General features: G+C 31.0%; 16 protein-coding genes and 2 tRNA genes. 9 read left to right on the top strand and 9 right to left on the bottom strand.

What is annotated here, in order from left to right:
• Together Q0820_RS13275 and Q0820_RS13270 are read left to right on the top strand one after the other, a co-directional pair.
• On the top strand, nucleotides 1-918 hold the full coding sequence (locus Q0820_RS13275) for a TIM barrel protein (RefSeq protein ID WP_298488152.1): 918 nt from the start codon (nucleotides 1-3) through the stop codon (nucleotides 916-918).
• A gap of 218 nt (nucleotides 919-1,136) precedes the next feature.
• Nucleotides 1,137-2,468, top strand: coding sequence for a glycosyl hydrolase family 28-related protein (locus Q0820_RS13270; protein ID WP_298488150.1), 1,332 nt, complete (start codon nucleotides 1,137-1,139; stop codon nucleotides 2,466-2,468).
• 2 nt (nucleotides 2,469-2,470) lie between these two features.
• On the opposite strand, the gene Q0820_RS13265 is transcribed toward Q0820_RS13270, so the two are convergent.
• Complete coding sequence (locus tag Q0820_RS13265; RefSeq protein ID WP_298488148.1) at nucleotides 2,471-5,200, bottom strand: outer membrane beta-barrel protein; 2,730 nt, start codon at nucleotides 5,198-5,200, stop codon at nucleotides 2,471-2,473.
• Nucleotides 5,201-5,518: 318 nt separating this feature from the next.
• Between Q0820_RS13265 and Q0820_RS13260 the strand changes: the two genes are divergently transcribed.
• From Q0820_RS13260 to Q0820_RS13245, 4 genes are all read left to right on the top strand, one after another.
• A complete protein-coding gene (locus Q0820_RS13260) occupies nucleotides 5,519-6,886 on the top strand; it encodes a sulfatase (RefSeq protein WP_298488146.1) in 1,368 nt (455 codons plus the stop codon).
• An 18-nt stretch (nucleotides 6,887-6,904) separates the two neighbouring features.
• Nucleotides 6,905-8,392, top strand: a complete 1,488-nt coding sequence (locus tag Q0820_RS13255) for a sulfatase (protein WP_298488144.1) — start codon at nucleotides 6,905-6,907, stop codon at nucleotides 8,390-8,392.
• A 161-nt stretch (nucleotides 8,393-8,553) separates the two neighbouring features.
• Entirely contained in the window at nucleotides 8,554-10,470 is a 1,917-nt protein-coding gene (locus Q0820_RS13250) for a right-handed parallel beta-helix repeat-containing protein (protein WP_298488142.1), read from the top strand.
• Nucleotides 10,471-11,946, top strand: a complete 1,476-nt coding sequence (locus Q0820_RS13245) for an arylsulfatase (RefSeq protein WP_298488139.1) — start codon at nucleotides 10,471-10,473, stop codon at nucleotides 11,944-11,946. It abuts the gene before it with no gap.
• A gap of 87 nt (nucleotides 11,947-12,033) precedes the next feature.
• Here the strand turns inward: Q0820_RS13245 and Q0820_RS13240 are convergent, their stop codons facing one another.
• From Q0820_RS13240 to Q0820_RS13220, 5 genes are all read right to left on the bottom strand, one after another.
• The gene (locus tag Q0820_RS13240) at nucleotides 12,034-13,287 is read right to left on the bottom strand and encodes an FAD-dependent oxidoreductase (RefSeq protein WP_298488137.1); all 1,254 of its coding nucleotides are present in this window, start codon (nucleotides 13,285-13,287) and stop codon (nucleotides 12,034-12,036) included.
• Nucleotides 13,287-13,595 (bottom strand): 2Fe-2S iron-sulfur cluster-binding protein, encoded by a 309-nt coding sequence (locus tag Q0820_RS13235; RefSeq protein WP_298488135.1) that lies wholly within the window; start codon nucleotides 13,593-13,595, stop codon nucleotides 13,287-13,289. The genes Q0820_RS13240 and Q0820_RS13235 overlap by 1 nt, the downstream gene beginning before the upstream one ends.
• A gap of 6 nt (nucleotides 13,596-13,601) precedes the next feature.
• Entirely contained in the window at nucleotides 13,602-14,765 is a 1,164-nt protein-coding gene (locus Q0820_RS13230) for a cytochrome P450 (RefSeq protein WP_298488133.1), read from the bottom strand.
• Between the two features lie 415 nt (nucleotides 14,766-15,180).
• Nucleotides 15,181-15,253: transfer RNA gene (locus tag Q0820_RS13225), tRNA-Lys, on the bottom strand.
• Nucleotides 15,254-15,348: 95 nt separating this feature from the next.
• Nucleotides 15,349-15,421 (bottom strand) — tRNA-Lys (locus tag Q0820_RS13220).
• Between the two features lie 138 nt (nucleotides 15,422-15,559).
• Here Q0820_RS13220 and Q0820_RS13215 point away from each other — a divergent pair.
• The gene (locus Q0820_RS13215; RefSeq protein WP_298488131.1) at nucleotides 15,560-16,075 is read left to right on the top strand and encodes a shikimate kinase; all 516 of its coding nucleotides are present in this window, start codon (nucleotides 15,560-15,562) and stop codon (nucleotides 16,073-16,075) included.
• Here the strand turns inward: Q0820_RS13215 and Q0820_RS13210 are convergent.
• From Q0820_RS13210 to Q0820_RS13200, 3 genes are read right to left on the bottom strand one after another with little or no spacing between them, the layout of a single operon-like run.
• Nucleotides 16,067-16,564: a phosphoribosyltransferase family protein gene (locus tag Q0820_RS13210; RefSeq protein WP_298488129.1), complete on the bottom strand. Its 498-nt coding sequence runs from the start codon at nucleotides 16,562-16,564 to the stop codon at nucleotides 16,067-16,069. The genes Q0820_RS13215 and Q0820_RS13210 overlap by 9 nt on opposite strands.
• Before the next feature lie 13 nt (nucleotides 16,565-16,577).
• Nucleotides 16,578-17,159 carry a methyltransferase domain-containing protein gene (locus tag Q0820_RS13205; protein WP_298488127.1) on the bottom strand — a complete coding sequence of 194 codons (582 nt, stop codon included), beginning with the start codon at nucleotides 17,157-17,159 and terminating at the stop codon, nucleotides 16,578-16,580.
• Entirely contained in the window at nucleotides 17,146-17,517 is a 372-nt protein-coding gene (locus Q0820_RS13200; protein WP_298488125.1) for a S4 domain-containing protein, read from the bottom strand. Before Q0820_RS13200 ends, Q0820_RS13205 begins: the two co-directional genes overlap by 14 nt.
• Nucleotides 17,518-17,596: 79 nt before the next feature.
• Here Q0820_RS13200 and Q0820_RS13195 point away from each other — a divergent pair, with 79 nt between their 5' ends.
• Nucleotides 17,597-18,526: a hypothetical protein gene (locus Q0820_RS13195; protein WP_298488123.1), complete on the top strand. Its 930-nt coding sequence runs from the start codon at nucleotides 17,597-17,599 to the stop codon at nucleotides 18,524-18,526.
• Between the two features lie 218 nt (nucleotides 18,527-18,744).
• Complete coding sequence (locus Q0820_RS13190) at nucleotides 18,745-20,154, top strand: sulfatase (protein WP_298488121.1); 1,410 nt, start codon at nucleotides 18,745-18,747, stop codon at nucleotides 20,152-20,154.
• Nucleotides 20,155-20,160: the final 6 nt, after the last annotated feature.

Genomic DNA, 20,160 nt, shown 5'->3' with positions numbered 1-20,160 from the left:
ATGAAAAGAAGAAACTTTATTCAGAAAACAGCTTTATCTGCTGGCGCAGTTACTTTAACTTCAGGAGTAGCTTTTGGAGCTAGAAAAAAAGAGGAGCTTAAAAAGCATAGTTTTAATTTAAAATATGCGCCACATTTAGATATGTTTAAGCATCATGCAGGAGAAGATCCTATAGACCAGCTTAATTTTATGGCGGATCAAGGTTTTACTGCATTTGAAGATAATCTTATGCGAAGAAGAGACGTGGTTCTTCAAGAAAAAATGGCAAAAACAATGCAAAAAAGAGGCTTGGAAATGGGTGTTTTTGTTGCCGTATTTTTAAAAGAAGGGAATATAGCATCTGGAGACTTAAAAAGTAGAGAAGCTTTTTTAAACTATTGTAAAGAATCTGTTGAAGTTGCAAAAAGAGTAAATGCAAAATGGATGACTGTAGTTCCTGGTAATGTAGCAAAAAAGGTTAGAGGTGCTTACCAAACTGCAAATGTTATTGAAACTTTAAAACAGGCTTCTGCAATTTTTGAACCACATAACTTAACAATGGTTTTAGAACCATTAAATTTTTATAATCATCCTGGTGCTTTCTTAACAGAATCTCCACAAGCTTATGAAATATGTAAAGCTGTAGATTCTCCTTCCTGTAAGATTTTGTTTGATATTTATCATCAGCAAATACAAGAAGGAAATCTTATTCCAAATATGGATGCATGTTGGGATGAAATTGCCTATATCCAAATTGGAGATAATCCAGGCCGTAAAGAGCCTACCACAGGAGAAATTAATTATAATAATGTATTAAAGTTTATTCATTCAAAAGGATATAACGGAATATTAGGAATGGAGCACGGTAACTCTAAACCAAATAAAGAAGGAGAGCAAGCAGTAATAGATGCTTATAAAAAAGTAGATGATTTTATGTAATAGTGAGTGTTATTAGTATACTATGTTTTCATGAAAAACTGTACGGAAGAATATTTCTTTTGTGCAGTTTTTTTTATTTAATAAAAACTGAGGAATATTCAGTTTTATTAACTTATAGACACAAATTATTTATTTGCAAAGACGAATAAAAATCAATTCTTAAGGAAGTTTGGAAATAATATATTACAATTTAATTGTATAACTAAACAAAGGGTATTATGAAAAAAAAGTATGGTTATTTTTTACTTATGAGTTGCTTTATTTCTTGTTCTTCTAGTATGTCTAAAAATATAATAGAAGAAGAAGAAGCGAAAGAGAAGGTTGAAATTGAAGAAGAAGTAGAACAGGAGAAAGAAGGAATAGTGGTGTTAGATGAAAAAATATTCTACACAGAACCCAAAACTTTTGCAACAGTAAAGAATTTAAAGGAGGATTATAATATTGATAATGATTTTGATACAGATGATAGTATTATACTACAAAATGCTATTGATGAAATGGAAAGTTTAGGGGGTGGTAAACTTATAATTCCAGCAGGTAATTATTCTTTTGCAGAAGTCTTATTAAAATCTAACATTCATTTAGAAATAGATTCAGGTGTGGTTATTAGACCCGCAGATAGACCTAATAACAGGAATTATGTAATTTTTAAAGTAACAAATGACACCAGTGAAGAACCATTGAGAAACGTTAGTATATGTGGGGTTAACGGAAAGTTTAAAGTAGATTTAAGACACGCAAATAATTTGAATGTTAGAATAATTATGTCTTTTAATGTTTCTAATTTTAAATATTCTAATATGATAGTAGAAGATAAGTATTCTAGATTTTCTTCAGTTACTTTTAATGGGGTTAAAATAGGAGATAAAGTATTAGGGCCTAGAAACGGTGTAGTAAAAGATATTGATTTATATAATTCAGATTATGGTTACGGGGTGGTTCAATTTCAATTAGGAAAGCATATTTATTTTAAAAACTTATATGGAAAAGGAGGAGCTACTTTAAGAATAGAGACCCATAATAAAGTATTAAGAGAAATTGGTACTTATGATGTTGTTGATGAGATTTATGGTACAAATATTATATCTGAAGAAGGTAATGCTGCTCTAATGCTATCGCCACATTTTATAAATAATGGTACTGTAAATGTTAATGGTGTTACAGCAATTGGTAGTGGTTTTGCTGTTAGAATAGGGGCTGGCTTTGTAAATAAAGAAGAGGCAGCTTTAGGGTTAACAGCAGGAACGTTTAATAAGGAGACGGTAATAAAAAATGTAAAGGCAACTTACTCAGACAGTAAAGCGCAAATAAAGCCTAAACATTATAAGTACATGCCTTGTGAATTACGATCTTTAATAAGCAATACTCCAATAAACCCTTTTCCGCATGGAGATAGTTATAATGGCCCGTCTATAGGTGCTGTGGTGTATGATGCTAATTATACAGTGCATATAAAAGAAGAAGATATTACTATTGGAGAGGGTTTTAAAGAAGGGGTAAGCTTATTATTAAAAGAAGATGCAAAAACAGATACGGAATGCGGTTTATAAAATTAACTCTTTTTATTTTGGCTTTTATTTAGTCTATGAGTAAAACTTAAAATAATATACCTGCCAAGACTTTCAGAAGTAGTTTCTTCAAAAAAGTTAATGGTACTATTACGGTATATATCTACATTCTTATCTAGTAAATCTATAAGTACTAATTTAAGGATATCATTTTTTTTATCAGAAAAAGCATAAGATAAAGTAGCATTCCATAAAGGCAATTTTTGATCCGATGTAAATTTATTGTCTTTATAAACAATATAATCAAACTGTGTATTAAAATTTAGTTTTTTGGAAATATCATAATCTACCATTGAAAAATATTGTTGTTTAGAAAATTTTCTATCTAAGTCTTTTTCAATAGAAAAAGTAGTGTTATTAATGCTGTATATAGCTCCAGCTTTTATGTCTATAATTCTTTTGTTATTATTTTCTAATTGTGCTCTAAAGGTATAATCTTTCGTATTTACTTCATTAGACTGTAAGTTAATGATAGAATTAGATGTTGTGAAAAAGTTTCTATTTTTTAAGGTATAACGTAAGCCAATTTTTTTCATTTTTTTACTAAAATTTAATGAGGAAGTGAACTTGCTTTTTTTGCCATTATTGGCATAACTAGTAGTCTTTATAAAATCGTCATCTACTTCAACACTTCTTGTAATGCCGTTATTAGAGTTTTGGTATTGTATCTTACTATTAAAATTTATGCCAGATTTAAAGTTATGAGTAATACCAAGTAATGAGAAAAAATCTATTTTTTCTGGTTCTAAAAATGGGTTCCCTTTACGAATACTAAAAGGATTTAAATCGTTAATTACGGTAGAGCTTTCATAAGAATTAGGGCTGCGTACAGTTTTCTTGTAAGAAACTCTAAAACGTTTCCCTTTTTTTGGTTTGTATTGTAAAAATGTTATAGGGTTAAGGTAAAAGTTGTTTGCTGTAATAAAAGGCTCCTGTTTTACACCAAAGACTCTATCTATATTTTGTAATTCTAAACCTAAGTACGTGTTTAGTTTAGAAATGTTATAAGAGTGTGCTAATCTATTTTGGTAACTATTTAAGATGTGTTTATAGTTGTATTGTAAAATTTCTTCTTCTGGAGTTGTTTTAATTGTTGTTTTAAATTGATTTACATCTTCTTTTCTACGGTCATTTTTAATATAAGATTCAAATTTAAAGGAATGGTTTCCTCCTAAAGGTTCAGTGTACTTAATAGTAACATTGTTAGTAATGTTATTTGTGCTTTCATCTCTTAGGGTGTTTATTTCCCTGCTATTTATTTTATTAGTATTTAGTCCTCTTTCAATAAATGTATTTTGAGTGTTATTTAATTTAGAATTATTTAAAGCAGAATTAAAACCAATATTAAAGTTGCGACCATAATTATTTAGTTTTTGAAAGTAGTTTATGTTTACATCACTAAAAGTTTTATTTTTTTCTATGTTGTTTTTATTAAAATTTGTTGTTGCTAAAATATTCTCAGATAGAAAATATTTTCCATCCCTTTCTAGTTCTGAAATTACATTATCTGCTCTAAATCTTCCTTTAATAAAAAGTCTATAATTTTCATGAGATTTGTTTTTATAATTAAAATTTAAATTATGATTGTTTGTGGAATTACTGTAATTATTGTCTGCTATATAATCAAAGTTGTTGTTACTAGAAAAAGTAATTCTTTTAGATTTTGAGTTACCAATATTCTCAGAAAGGTTATAAAAATAATCTATATTAAAGTCTTCTTTTTTCTTAAACTCATGCCCTAGATTAAAACCAGCAACACCAGTTTTAAGAAAACCACTTAAACTTTTTGTTCTTTTCGCAGAATTAGAATCTTCTTCTTCAGATTCATCTATGCCATTCGTGTTTTTTAAGAAACCTTGAATATTAGAACCAGTAATATTAATATTATTAAATTTTCCAATAACTGCAAATTGGGTTTTACTTGTAAATTTATTGTAATTAAGATTTGTAAAATAACGCTTGTCTAAGCCTACTCCTGCAGATGCTTTTCCAAACCCTTTACTTTTTTTAGTCTTTTTTAGGGTAAAATTTATGACAACCTCTTTGTTACCATCTGCCACACCAGTAAGTTGTGTTTCTTCACTTTTTTGATCAATGATTTCAATTTTATATATATCATCGGCAGATAAATTTTTTAAAACTACAGCAGGGTCTCCACCAAAAAACTCTTTACCATCTACCATTATTTTAGCAACTTCATCTCCTTGCGCATTCACTTTTCCATCAGAATCTATATCTACACCAGGTAATTTATTAAGTAATTCTTCTAAATTGTCATCTGGATTAGTTTTAAAAGAACTAGCGTTAAAAGAAACTGTGTCTTGTTTAATTTGCATGGGAACAACAGCGGTTAAGGTAATCCCATCTAACTCCATTAAATCTTCTTCAAGAATAATGTTTTTTAAATTTATTTGCTCTTTGGTGTATGTAATTTCTTTGTAAATAGATTTATAACCAAGAGAAGATAATTGTAGTAAATAACTATTAGGTGTTAATTCTTCAAATTTAAATAAACCTTTACTATCTGTTATTGTGTATTTTATATAGGTAGAATCTTTAGGGTGTAATACTGTTATTGCAACAGCTTCTAGGGGGGCATTAGTAGTGTTAATTACTGTTCCAATAACAGCATCGGAAGAGAGTTGTGCATTAGAAAAATTAGTGTAAAATAAACAGCTAAAAAGTAATAAGCTAATCGTATGTTTTAATTTCATTTAAGTTTTAAAAAGAGTTTGTTTTATAGGTGTTAAAAATAATTACTCAATGCAGTTACTATGTATTAACTAATAAATAAGTTGTACTTGTTTGTAAAAGTATAGAGATAACATTTTTTAAACCCTAAAGCATTGCCTAAATAAGATAACATATGGTTTTAAGCCCTTTTTTAGCTTCTTTGAACTCATACATACATTTTCTATACCTATAGCCACATAGAACAAGCGTAAAAAAGGCATATTTGTATAAATAATTCTATGTAGAGTAGTAGCTTTTTTTCTCTGTATAGTAATTGTATATTAAAAACAATAGCGGTAATGATTAAATTAATGAGAGTAGCACTAGTTTTATTATTTATACTTATAGTTGGGTGTAAAGAAAAAACTAAAGAAAAAGAAATAATTGAGGAAAAGAAAAAACCAAATATTGTACTTCTTTTTATTGATGATTATGGATGGTCTGATATAGGGTATAGAAATCCAGTTTTTAATACTCCTAATTTAAATAAGTTAAAAGAAGACGGATTAGATTTTTCTAGAGCCTATGTGCCAACTCCTACCTGTAGTCCTAGTAGGCTTTCTATTTTAACAGGAATAGAGGCTATACGTCTTGGAATGCCAAGACACATTGCAATAGACCCCAAGGATCCAGATGCCGAATATAATTTATGGCCAACAGATCCAGTGCAAAGGCCATCTAGGAATTATTTGCCATTAGAAGAAGTTACTTATGCAGAGCGGTTAAAAGAATATGGTTATTATAATTATTTTGTAGGAAAATGGCATTTAGGGCATAAAGGTCGTTATCCTGTAAATCAAGGTTTCGATGCTGAGTTTGGAACCACAGATCATGGTCATCCTAAAAGTTATTATTTTCCATTTTTTAAAGAAGGGGACCCTAATGGTTTTATGAAAAACTATAAGGAAGGAGATTATTTGACCGATGTTCTTACTGATGGTGCAGTAGATTTTATTAAAGAATATGATAAGGACAATCCGTTTATGCTTTCTTTTTGGTATTACTCTGTTCATGGCCCTTCTATTGGAAGAAAAGATTTACTTAAAAAATATCAAGATGCTGGTTTAGAGGGTAAATACGCACATCATGCAGCTATGGTAGAGGCTATGGACGAATCTGTTGGGCGAATAAGAAAAGCTTTAAAAGAAAAAGGAATTGAAGATAATACTGTTATTCTTGCCATTTCGGACCAAGGTGGTGCTTATACAAATGCACCGTTAAGTGGCGGTAAAAAAGGAGGAAATACTTTAGGAGAAGGAGGGGCAAGAGTTCCTTTTATAGCTTACTATCCTGGAGTTACTAACGCTAATACAGTTTGTGAAACACCAATACAAACCATAGACGTTTACCCTACTTTAGTAGAAATAGCTTCAGGAGAAAAATGTAAAGACACTCAAATTAATGGGGTGAGTTTAATGCCTTTACTAAAAGGAGATACAATTAATAAAAGAAACCTTTATTTCTTTAGAAGTTATGAGGATCAATATGCAGCTATTATTTCTGGAGATTGGAAACTTATAAAATACCATAGCGGAAAATTTCAGCTTTTTAATGTGGCTAAAGACATTAGCGAAAAAGTAAATTTAATAGGAAAAGGCCTAACAATAGAAGAAAAGTTAAAACTAGATCTTTCTGCTTGGGAAAAAGAAGCTGTTCCGGAATATTAATAAAAGATTAAAAAGAAAATGTATAAAATAATTGCTCTATTACTTACTATTTGTTCCTTTCAACAAATAGTTGCTCAGAAAAAGAAAGAACAACAGCCCAATATAATATGGCTAATGGCAGAGGATATTAGCATAGATTTAGAGATTTATGGTATGCAAGCTGTAAAAACTCCAAACTTAAATAAAATGGCACAAGAGGGGGTGCGTTTTGATAATTGCTTTGTCACAAATCCTATTTGTTCGCCTAGCCGTTCTGCAATGTTAACAGGAACGCATCAAGTAAAAATTAATTCGCATCATCATAGAAGCAATAGAGATATACCTTTAGATGAAAATTTTAAACCTTTTACATATTGGCTAAGAAATGCAGGTTATACCTGTATTTTAGGGCATCATGGGGTATTTAATAAAGGAAGAAAAATTGATGCTAATTTTAAACATGAAGCAATAGGATCTTGGGATGGAAAAACTCAGTTTGGGTTGTTTGATAAGTATGATAATTTTGAGAAAGAAGACCAACCATTTTTTGCACAAATACAATTACAAGTCACTCATAGAGGAGACTGGTGGAATGATGTTCGTGAAAAATCAAAGCACCCAGTAGACCCAAACAAAGTTGTTCTTCCAAAGTATATGGCAGATCATCCTACTATTCGTTTAGATTGGGCAAAATATCTAGATCAAATGGAATATATGGATAATGAGGTTGGAATGATTTTTAAAGAGTTGGAAGAAAAAGGAATGGCAGATAATACCATTGTAATTTTTATAGGAGACAATGGTCGTTGTAATATTAAAGGAAAAGGGTATTTACATGATCCAGGATTACATATTCCATTAATTATATATGCTCCAGAAGGCTTACAAGGAGATAAAATTAGAAAAGATGTAGTAAGTGCTACAGATATTACGGCTACTGTTTTAGATTTTGCTAATGTAAAGGTGCCAAATCACATGACAGGGAGACCTATTTTTAGAAAGAATTTTAAAAGAGAATATGTATATGGAGCAAGAGACTTGTGGGATGAAATTGAAGAAAAGTCTAGAACAATAACTTCTAGCAATTGGAAGTATATTAGAAATGATATGCCAGAGGTACCTTTTGATGCGCACCAAGCATATTTAGAATTTTATAGGCCGGCAGTTCATGTAATGCGAACCCTAAATAAAGAGGGAAAACTTAATAAGGAGCAAAAGTTCTTTTTTGAACCTAATAAGCCAGCAGAAGAATTATATGATTTAACTAAAGACCCAATGGAGCTAACAAATTTAGCAGATAATCCATTGTATGCTACTATTTTGAAAAAGATGAGAAAGCAAACCTTAAAGTTTGACCAGGAAATGAAACCTGTTAGTAACGCATATGAACCAACAACTGTACATGGTAATGAGGTTATTAATTGGATTAAGGTTAATGATTCCGAAGCGTACAAACAAATGCTAAACGGTGTAGAAATAGGCTATAAAAAATATACAAAAGCATATAAAGAAAGTTTAAAAAAGTAATTATAGTTACTTAAAGCTTAAAATGTTATAACGCAATGGTAATCAGTGTTTTTAAAAGATTGTCTAGAGTTTAATTTACCAGTAAAGACATTTTATTTACTTTAAAACATAAAATTAGATTGGCTATACTAGATTTTTACTGCACATAATAAATTAGCAATATGAACAACTGGTTTAAGAAGAAAGAAAATAACTATAGAGAAAATGTAATAGTTTTTTTAACACTAATGGTATTTGCTGTAGGCATTAGTTGCAAAGCACAAGAAGATAACAAAGAGGTAGTTGTTTTTAATACATCTATTTCTAAAGATGCAACACCTAAAGTATTAGAGAGAATTTTAAATGCAGATGCAAGACCTATTTCGCAAATAAAATTTGAAAAAGGAACCTATCATTTTTATCCAGATAAAGGATTAGAAAAATTTGTTCATATATCTAATCATAATGATGTTATTATAAGAACAGCAATGCCCATTTTTAATTTTAACAATTTAACTATTGATGGCCAAGGGTCTACTTTTATTTACCATGGAAGAATGATTCCTTTTTTAATAGATAATTCTAATAATATAACCGTAAAAAATGTTACTGTAGATTGGGCAGAACCCTTTCATAGTGAAGGTAAAATAGTTGCTCATGACATAGAAAAGCATTCTTTTGATATGGAAATATCAGAAGAATACCCATATGAAATTAGAAATGAACAATTAATATTTGTTAAAGAGTATTACGAACATCATTTAGGACAGGCAATTTTATATGACCCTGAACGTAAAGCAATTGCTTTTAATACGGAGATTTATACCCCTCTAAATCAATTCTCTAAAGTAGAGGTAAGTAGAAATTTAGATAAAATATCCTATAAATACCCAGTTGATAAATTAGATTCTAGTCAAAGAATAATAGGAAGAGAGAACATTTTAAAAGTAGAAGAAATAAAGCCAGGATTGGTTCGTGTATTTAATCATAAAAAAGGATTACCACCTATAGGAACTATTTTAGTTTGTAAAGGGGAGCAAAACGAAAATAGATTAGCGCCAGCATTTAGGGTTACACATACCTATGGTTTTAATGCTGCCAATGTTAATGTACACCATGCAGGCGGAATGGGCTTAATTGCCGAGAATTCTGGAGATTTAACTTTAGATAGTTTTAATGTAACCCCTTCTAATGGAAGAATGGTTTCTACTACTGCAGATGCAACTCACTTTGTAGGCTGTAGGGGTAAAGTAGAATTAAAAAATTGCACGTTTAATAATCAGTTAGACGATGCTACAAATGTGCATGGAACCTACCAAATAGTACAAGATATAAAAGATGCATATACTATTGGTGCTAGAATGGGACACTTTCAACAACAAGGGTTTGTTATAGGAAAAGAAAAAGATACTATAGGACTAGTAAGACTTTCCAATTCTTTTTTCCCATATAATAAACTAACTATTAAGAGTATCCAAAAAATAAACAGTAGATATCAGCTAATAACATTTAATGAAAAATTGCCTAAAGATTTAAAAGAAGGTGATTTACTAGAAAATTTAGATGCGTACCCAGAATTACTGGTAGAAAACTGTACAATAAGTAATAATAGAGCAAGAGGTTTATTGCTATCTAGCCCTAAAAAAACAGTAATAAAAAATAATTTTTTTAGCACAGAGATGGAAGCAATATTAATACCAATAGAAAGTGGTCATTGGTATGAGTCTGGTAGTGTAGAGAATTTAGAAATATTGAATAATACATTTCAAGATTGCCAACATAGTGGTTTTGATAGGGGAGTAATACGTTTTGATACGGATGATGATAATAAAAATACAGCATTTAAAAATGTTGTAATTAGGGATAATGTCTTTAATCAATTTGATAATTTAATACTTCAGGTAACCAATTTAGATGGATTACTATTTGAGAATAACACCATAACTAATTCAGGAACTTTTCCACAATTACATAAAAAAAATCCTGCGATTAGAATACATCATTCTCAAAATATAAAATTTAAAAAGAATAGTTATAAAGGAAAAGCAAAAGTTATTTTAGAGAAAGATGCTTCTTTAAAGAAATTAAAATTTAAATAGATGATAGGAAAAAAAATACTATTTGTTTTAACAATTATTTTATTTTTTAGCTGTAAAGAAGTAAAAAAGGAAGCTGCAGTTACAGAAGTTGCAATTCCTAAAAACGCTCCAAACATTATATACATTTTAGCAGATGATTTAGGGTATGGAGATTTAAGTAGTTATGGGCAAAAGAAATTTATGACGCCTAATATTGATAAAATGGCTGCTAATGGAATAAAATTCACAAATCACTATAGTGGTGCAGCGGTATGCGCACCAGCTCGTTCATCTTTATTAACCGGACAGCATACAGGGCATACCCCTATTAGGGGAAATAAAGAGGCAATAGGTGGGGGGCAAACTCCATTGCCAAAGAATGCTATTACCATTGCAGAAATGCTTAAATCTGCGGGTTACGTTACTGGTGCTTTTGGTAAGTGGGGACTAGGTTATACAACAACTGAAGGAGATCCAAATGCCCAAGGGTTTGATACATTTTATGGTTATAATGACCAGAAAATGGCACATAGATATTACCCACCTTTTTTATGGAGAAATCAAGAAAAAGATTCTTTAAAGGGTAATGATTGGACAAATACAGTAACCTATGCACCAGATGTTATACAAGAAGAAACAATGCGTTTCTTAGAAAAAAATAAAGACAAACCTTTTTTTGCATATATACCATTAGTATTACCGCATGCTGAACTTATTTCTCCTAAAGATTCTATTTTAAAAAAGTATGAAGGTAAGTTTACAGAAAAACCACATCTAGTGAGTTCAGATAACTATACTTCAGATTATGGTCCAGATATGGAATATTATAAATACTGTTCTCAATTGACGCCTAATGCAGTATATGCATCTATGGTAGATAGGATGGATGTTTATGTAGGACAGATTATTGATAAAGTGAATGATTTAGGGATTGCAGATAATACGATTATTATGTTTGCTAGTGATAATGGTCCTCATGGAGAAGGAGGAGCAGATGTTGAGTTCTTTAATAGTAGTGGAGATTTACGTGGTAAAAAAAGAGATTTGTATGAAGGAGGTATCCGTTCTCCATTTATAGCTCTATGGCCAGGAAAAATTAAAAAAGGCTCTACTTCTGAGCATATTTCTGCTTTTTGGGATGTAATGCCAACAGTAGCAGAAATAGCAGGAATAACTTCTGGTGTAGAAACAGATGGTATTTCATTTTTACCAACGTTATTAAATGCTAAAAACCAAAAAGAACATAAATATTTATACTGGGAATTTGGCATTAGAGGAGGTAGACAAGCAATACGTATTGGAAATTGGAAAGGAGTAGTTTATGATGCTTTAAAAGGTGGGGATTGCACTTTAGAGTTGTATAATCTAGAAGAAGATAGTAAAGAGGAAAAAAATATAGCAAATATGCACCCCGAAATAGTAAAAGAAATGAAAGAACTTTTAGTTTCTGCAAGAACAGAATCTAAAGTTTTCCCTTTATATGAGAAGGGAAAATAAAATACTAAGCTGTTTCGAGTCAGCATTAGTAGGTTTTTTAAGTTAATTCATAAATCGGTCTTTTTAAAGACCGATTTATTTTTAATCTTATACCAGTAAGTTTGCTGGTTTAAATGCAGTTTCTGGATCAGCCAATTTCTCTTTATTAACTATATTGTTTCCTTTTATAAATTTAGTGCCTATAACATATGCTTTTGCGTTATTAACAGCATCTACAGCTAATAAAACAGTATTTTTAAAATACCAGACAGAAAAACTGTCTCCGTATCTACCTTCACCAGATTCTTTTCGTAGTATTATTTCATTATACCCTGTAGAGAGCCCTACCATTTGTAATTTTATATGATATTGATCAGACCAAAACCATGGAATAGTATCATATGTAACTTCTTTTCCGCAAATAGTAGCTGCAGCTACTTTAGATTGGTCTATTGCATTCTGTACAGACTCTAATCGTAGATAGGTGTCGTAGTGCGGATTATGGTGGTAAGAACAGTCGCCAATAGCAAAAATATGCGCATCATTTGTTTTGGTAGTTTCATCTACACAAATGCCATTAGTACATAAAATACCAGCTGCTTCGGCAAGTTCCTTATTTACATAAATGCCAACGCCAACAATTACGATATCAGCATCATATACAGAGCCATCTGCACAATTAATATAATTTTTATTGTCTTTATATTCTATAGCAGTAACGTTCTTAGAGGTAAGAATTTTAACACCATTCTCATGATGAAGTTGCTTAAAAAATGCAGACATCTCCGGAGCAGTTACTCTAGCAAGTATTCGTTCTTCTCTTTCAAGAACTGTTACAGTAGCCCCTAATTTTTTTAAAGAAGCTGCTGTTTCTAGCCCAATATATCCTCCGCCAATAATAACAATTTTTTTAGTGTCGCTCTTAGATAAGGCTATGCGTATATTGCTAATATTACCAGCAGTTCGAATAGGAAATAGGTTTTTTGCGTTTTCTATTCCCGGAATAGGGGGTATAATTGGTCTTGCTCCAGATGCTATTACTAATTTATCGTAAGGTTGTATAGAACCATCACCAAGTAGAATACTTTTTTCTTCACGATTAATAGTCTTTACAGTAACCCCTAAATGCAGTGAAATATTTTCTTTAGTGTAGCTATCTGCAGAACGTAATTGATTTTTCTCTATACTGTCGCCACTAGTTAAATAAGCTTTTGAAAGTGGCGGACGGTGGTACGGTAATTCTGGATCAGAATCATACAAATGTATACTACCTTCCCAACCTTCTTTACGTAAGTTAAAAGCAAGATTAACACCAGCATGGCTAGCACCAATTATGACACAAGTTTTAGTATTAGTAGACATTACTTAGCAACTTTCAAAACAATACCATCTATTGCATCACTAATTTCTAATTGGCAACAAAGTCTGCTATATTCATCAGTATTGTCATCTAGCTCTAACATATCAGTTTCTATTTCACTAGCCTTCCCAGTTTTGGCTAAATCTTCTGGAGCTACATGAACGTGGCATGTTGCACAAGAACATACACCACCGCAGTCACCATCTATTCCTTTAATGTTGTTTTCAACAGCAAGTGCCATTACAGAACCAGAAGTTCCTTCTAAAGTTATTTTTTCGTCGTCGCTTGTAATAAAAGTTATTTTTGCCATAATTTTTTAAACAGTTTTTGTATTAAATTTTACTTGAATACTATCGTAACCAACCTTACGCTTAAATTCATCTAAGTTTTCAATATTTTCTTTATAATCTAAAATTTCTATAGACTGTATTTTTTCAGATAAGGTCTTTAGTAGTATTCTCATTATTTGACGCGCATGTGTAGCCCCTAAACAATTATGATGACTAAAACCAAAACCAACGTGAGGATTAACCTTACGGTCTAATATAATTTCGTTTGGATTTTCAAAAACTTTTTCATCTCTATTTGCAGAAGCCCAACATAAAGAAACACGTGTGTTTGCTTTAGCAGCGTGCTCACAAACATGAGTGTCCTCTGTAACAACACGTCCCATATGGGTTAGTGGAGAAAAGTAACGTACTAACTCTTCTACTGCATTATTTATTATTTCCGGTTCTTTTTGTAATCTTTTTAAAGATTCCGGGTGTTCTGCTAAATAAGCTATAGAGTTTGTAATTGTATTAATAACAGTGTCTCTTCCGCCAGCAAAAGTTAAAATCATAATACCTTTAACTTCTTCTTTGTTTAATTTTCTACCATTAAATTCGGAGTCTAATAATTTAGAATATAAATTTTCGGAAGGGTTTTTTATGGCTTCTTCTATTTGTTCTTCAATATAGTTGTAAAGGATATTAGCCTTGTCGCCATCTAAAGCTTCTCCCTCACTTCTAAAAACATGAGTACCCCAAGAAATCCAAGTTTCAGATTCAGAAAAAGGAGTGTTTAATAAAAGGGTTAATGCTCTAGATTGTAATGGTAAAGAAAAAGAATTCACTACTTCCAAAGTGCCAGTTTTAATAGCTTCATTTACAGAATTTGTAATTATTTCTGTTAATTTTGCTTCATATTCTGGTTGTAAAGGTCTTCTAAACCAAGGTTCTACTATAGCTCTATAATCTTTATGTTCTGGCGGGTCTACTTCAAAAGGTATTTGGCGAGTATCTCTAATATTTACTTCCGAAGGGACTACTATACGCCCTGGTTCTGCACCAGATTGGAAAGTTTTCCAGTTGTGTGCAGTTTTTCTAACATCTTTATGCCTTAAAAGCATAGTTACAGGATCATCTTGGTCGTTCATTTTACCTAATCCACTCTCTAAACGAGCTTTTTCAAAAGGATCTGGAAGACTACTTTTTTTCATAAGGATAGTATATTAAATAAAGTAAGGTTTTTTATTGCTAGTTGCGTTCTTACAAAAATTGAGATTCTTTAGTGTTTATTTATATGCTATTTTGATTAATTAGTGTCTTATTTTGTGCTTTATTATAATAATTAATGTTATTTTGGTTAGGATAGATTATGTTTTGTGGAATTTGTTAGTGAAAATAATGACTTCTACGTACTGCAAAGTTTATTGCTTAAGTCTTAATACAAAAAGTAGTAGAGTGCTTAAAAATTGTAGGACTTTGTAGATTAAAAAATAGATGTTTTAAGATTTATCATTAACAGTAGCGAATTTACAACAGTCAGAGGTACTCATAAAAGTTTAAAAAAATTGCTTTTACAAGTTTTATATAAGAAAAAGAGAGAAGTTAAATGGAAAGTATTTTTAGAAGTGACCTGGCTGGGGCTCGAACCCAGGACCCTCTCCTTAAAAGGGAGATGCTCTACCAACTGAGCTACCAGGTCAAAATATAAAGAACATATGTGATTTTTATAATAATAAACAGAGCACATATTTAAATAAAAAAACCTCTTTAAATAAAGAGGTTTTTAAGTATCTGTGACCTGGCTGGGGCTCGAACCCAGGACCCTCTCCTTAAAAGGGAGATGCTCTACCAACTGAGCTACCAGGTCAAAATATAAAGAACTAAAATCCTTATTGCGGGTGCAAATATAGTACGTTTAATTAATTTCGCAAGCAGATTTTAAAGAAATTTTAAAATTCTTTGAATTGATTATTAATTAGCTCAATTTTGTAAAAAAAAATACTGCATGAAAATTGTTTTAGTAGGCTATATGGGGAGTGGTAAAACTACTGTAGGTAAGTTACTTGCGAAAAAGATGAACCTTTCTTTTTTAGATTTGGATAATTATATAGAAGATTCTGAAAAAAAAACAATCCCAGAAATTTTTAAAGAAAAAGGGGAAATTTATTTTAGAAAAAAGGAACTTTTTTATTTAGAAGAAATTTTAAATAAAGAAAAAAATATAGTTCTTTCTACGGGAGGCGGTACTCCTTGTTATGGTGTAAACATGAACACAATACTTTCTGCAACTAAAAATGTATTTTATATAAAGGTGGGCATTAATGAGTTAGTAAAACGTCTTTCTTTAGAGAAAGAGCATAGACCGCTAATTAAAAATATTAAGGATGAGGAAATGCCAGAATTTATTGGAAAGCATATGTTCGAAAGGAGTTTCTTTTATTCCAAAGCACATCATACCTTACATACAGATAATGCAACTCCAGAACAAACCGTAGAAACTATTAAGCCATTATTAGTCTAAAAAAACACTATCATTATTAGCTTCTAGGGTAACATTTACATGTTCTTGTAAAGAGGTAGATAAAGAAATTCCTTTGTAATCTGCCTTTACAGGATATTTTTTGTGGTTCCTATTCACTAAAACAGCTGTTTTTAACTGTTTTAAAGGAGTTTTTAAAAAATGGTGTACACCATAAATTAAAGTTGTTCCTGAATTTAAAACATCATCTACTAATACTACAGATTTGTTTAGGTATTTATCTTCCGGTATAGAAGTAGTTACACCACTTTTTAAAGGGTTTGTTTTGTCCATCGTAACTTTGCATAACGTAATTTCTGCATCCGTTATTTTTCGTAATATAGTCTGAATTTTTTTCGCAAACTTTAGACCAACACCATCAATACCAGCAATAATTATTTCTTTTTCATCCACATTTGCCTCAAAAATTTGATAAGAAATACGCTTTATTTTATGTTGTATTTGTTTATGAGATAATATTGTGTTTTTCATAGTCTGCTATAATTTACTTCTCAAAGATAAAAAAGAGTTCTTTACCTGCTCTAGGTAAAATAGAATTTGATGCTTTTTCGAGTATTTTAATTGTAAGTAAATTACTAAATAATTTTACATATTCATTTTTACTACCACCAAATGGAGGTCCTTTTTCTGTTTTTGGAAAGTTAAAAAGAAGACCAACTAATTTCCCTTTTTTAGCTAATAAGCTATGCATTTTTGATACATAATTTGGACGTAATTTAGGAGAAATTGCACAAAAAAAAGTTTGTTCTAAAATTAAATCAAACCCATTTAATTCTAGATTAAAAAAATCTTCTTGTAATAATCTTTCTTTTGGAAAATTAGGAGATTTTTTAAGGATCAAATCTAACGGTTGCTTAGCTATATCTACAACAAAAACATTTTTAAAACCTTGTTCATGTAAATAAATAGGTTCATACCCTTTTCCAGCTCCAGGAATTAATATTTTAATATTCTTATTATCTAACTGGTCTATATAAGTTTTTAAGGGTGTAGAAATATAACCTATATCCCAACCAGTATCCTTGTTCTCATATTTATTTTCCCAAAATTCTTTATTCAGATTCATCTAAGTAATCTTCAATTTCTCTTCTATCTTTTTTGGTAGGTCTTCCCGTTCCTTTTTTTCTATAATAATCTTTTGCATGTTGCAAAATCTCGTCATGAATAAACGCTTCTTTAGGAGTAGTGTCTTTTCTGTAAATATCAACCAATTTGGCTCCTACACGACTTTTAGGAGTGTCTAGCACCGTGAGTTCGTAGTTAATTTGATTTTTACGAACAATTAATTTGTCCATAGGGTATACTTCCCTAGAAGGTTTTACTACTTGGTCATTTACTTTAATATGCCCTTTTTTACATGCAGTGGTTGCAATGTTTCTGGTTTTAAAGTATCGTATACTCCATAAGTATTTGTCTACCCGCATTTTTGAATTAAAATTCTTTGTTAACGTACTCCACAAAAATAAGGGAAAATTGTATCTTCGGCGTTTAAATTATTTTTTAATGAAAATGAATAGGTTTTTAATATTAGTAGTATTAGTAGTTTTTGTATGGTCTTGTAAAAATGACGATAATAATGCAGTTGATCCACCAAGATTACTAAGCGAAGTCGCTATTGAAGATGACGCTGAAATTGTAGAATACTTAAAGACACACTTTTATAACTATGAAGAATTTGAGAATAAACCCGATGGTTTTGATTACCAAATAAAAATTGGTGTAATAGAAGGTGATAACGCTGGTAAAACTTCGTTATTTGATTCTCCAGAATTAAAGAGCGAAACTATTAAGGTAAGTTCGGAAGATTTTAATTTACCTGGAAATGAAATAGACATTGAGCATACGTTGTATTATATAGTTGCTAATGAAGGGGATGGAGATCAAGGAGTGCAACCAACTGCTATGGATTCTACTTTTGTAACGTATGAAGGAAGACGTATAGACAATACTATTTTTGATAGTGCAGATGCACCAGTTTGGTTTGATATGGTTGCAACTGTAAGGGGTTTTGGAAAAGGTGTTGCAGGTTTAAAAGCAGGTGGCGAGGTAGAAGAGAACGGTGATGGAACTTTCACTATTCTAGATCCAGGTGCGGGAATTATTTTTATACCTTCTGGATTGGCTTATTTTGCAGGAAATCAGCCTGGTGTTGCTTATGCGCCAATAATTTTTAAAGTGAATTTATTTCGTGTAGAAGAATCTGACCATGATAGGGATGGGGTGCCAACATGGAAAGAAGATATTAGTAAAGATGGAAACCCAAGAAATGATGATACCGATAATGATGGAGGGCCAGATTATTTAGATACGGATGATGATGGGGATTTTGTACCAACAAACGAGGAAATAAGAAATGATGCTGGAGAGATTATAGATGCCCCTTATCCAGGGGGGAATACAAATCCAAATTATTTAAACCCAGACGTAAATTAATACGTATAAATATTAGATGCAAAAGCCAGAAAGTAATTTACTTTCTGGCTTTTTTGGTTTTAATAGTCACTAGGGTTAGAAAATTAAAAGTTTACTTCTTATGTACTAAGAACTACAAAAAGGTATCCATTTATATTCTAACAGATACAATTCATAAACTACTACAGACAAAAAAACTTAATGTATTTGTTTTCTTAGCAAAAAGAAAATATATACAAATGAAAATTAAGAATCTAGCAGCACTAATGTTTTTTGCTTTGGCAAGTTGTGTTAGTAGTCAGCAAAAAGAAACAAAAAAACCAAATGTTCTTTTAATCATGGTAGATGATATGAATGATTGGGTAGGGGCATTTGGTGGTCACCCACAAGCTATAACTCCTAATATAGATGCGTTGGCAAGTAAGAGTGTTATTTTTAAAAATGCCTATTGTTCTGCACCTTTATGCAATCCTTCTAGAACTAGTTTATTAACAGGGTATTTGCCTTCTAGAACTGGTGTTTACGGAAATATAGAAAGATTTAGAGAAAGTAAAGGTTTTAAAAATGCAGTAACCTTACCACAATATTTTGAACAAAATGGGTACACTACCGTAGCAGCGGGTAAAATATTCCATAGTCCAAGAGGAAAAGGTGTTAAACCAAAACCAGGGAGTGACCCTGGCTCTTTTCAAAAAGAAGATAAAGGAGCTTTAGGTGTACAATATCCAGAAGATAGGTTTACTCATGGTATAGATTTTAAAAGGGCTGGTGTAAAGGGAAGTAAAACAAGGTCTTTTGATTGGGGAGGGGTACATATTGCAGATCAAGAAACACACGATTGGAAATCTGCAGATTATATAGTTTCTTATTTGAAAGAAGAGCATGATAAACCTTTTTTTGCAGCCTGTGGTATTTTTAGACCTCATTTACCATTATATGCGCCACAGAAATATTTTGATTTGTTTAAGGAGGAAGATATAATCTTGCCTAAGGTTTTAGAGAACGATTTACAGGATGTTGGAAAAATTGCTGGTAATTGGGCAGGTTCTAATTTGCATAATGAAATACTAAGAAATGATAAATGGAAATCTGCAGTAAAAGCATATTTAGCAAATTTAGCATATGCAGATGCTTGTGTAGGACACCTTTTAGATAATCTAGAAAAAAGTAGTTATAAGCATAATACCATCATTGTCTTAATGGGAGATCATGGTTGGCATTTAGGTGAAAAAGAGCATTGGTCTAAGCAAACTTTATGGGAAGAGTCTGCAAAAACTCCTTTGTTAGTATTTGATCCAAGAAGTAAAGAAAAAGGTGCTAGCGTAAGAACAGTTTCTTTACTAGATGTATATCCTACTTTGATTAATTTGTGTGAACTTCCGGAAAAAAAGGATCTAGATGGGCATAGTTTTAAAAAACTGTTAAGAAACCCAGATGGAGAATGGAAACATGCTGCGTTGACAACAAAACAAGAAGGAAATCATTCTTTAAGAAATGAAACCTATAGATACACAAGATATTCGAATGGTTTTGAAGAATTATATGATCATAGAATAGATCCAATGGAATGGACCAATATAGCAGGAAACCCGATAAATAAAGAAGTTATTCTACAGTTTAGAGAGGAGTTAAAAGAAATTTTAAAATAATTAATC

It is taken from the genome of uncultured Maribacter sp. (assembly GCF_947495965.1).
GTDB lineage: Bacteria > Bacteroidota > Bacteroidia > Flavobacteriales > Flavobacteriaceae > Maribacter_B.
Note: the sequence above shows the minus strand (reverse complement) of the source record. Positions and strands in the feature narration are given on the sequence as shown.